Origin of the sequence: Microbacterium maritypicum MF109, from assembly GCF_000455825.1 — a bacterium.
Taxonomy (GTDB): Bacteria; Actinomycetota; Actinomycetes; order Actinomycetales; family Microbacteriaceae; genus Microbacterium; species Microbacterium maritypicum_A.
In genome coordinates, this window is the sequence record NZ_ATAO01000156.1 from 1 (window position 1) to 214 (window position 214).

General features: G+C 71.5%; 1 pseudogene. It reads left to right on the forward strand.

The features are described 5' to 3' along the window. Nucleotides 1–214: pseudogene (locus L687_RS29215) on the forward strand (hypothetical protein); the annotation flags it as partial.

Genomic DNA, 214 nt, shown 5'->3' on the forward strand with positions numbered 1-214 from the left:
GGAGTTCGCGGCGTTCCTCCTCGCAAGGCTGCACCTGTGCCTCGATGCGCTGGGTCTCGAGTCGCTCTCCCGCGCCGGCCAGTGGGTGAGAAGCGATGGGCAGAGGCTCCCCGCCTGGCTGATCGCCGGAGGAGCGGATGCGACGGCCGAGGCCATGCTCGGTCTCGCTGCCGCCACCGAGGCCGGGGACTCCCGCAGCAGGACAGCTCTGCAG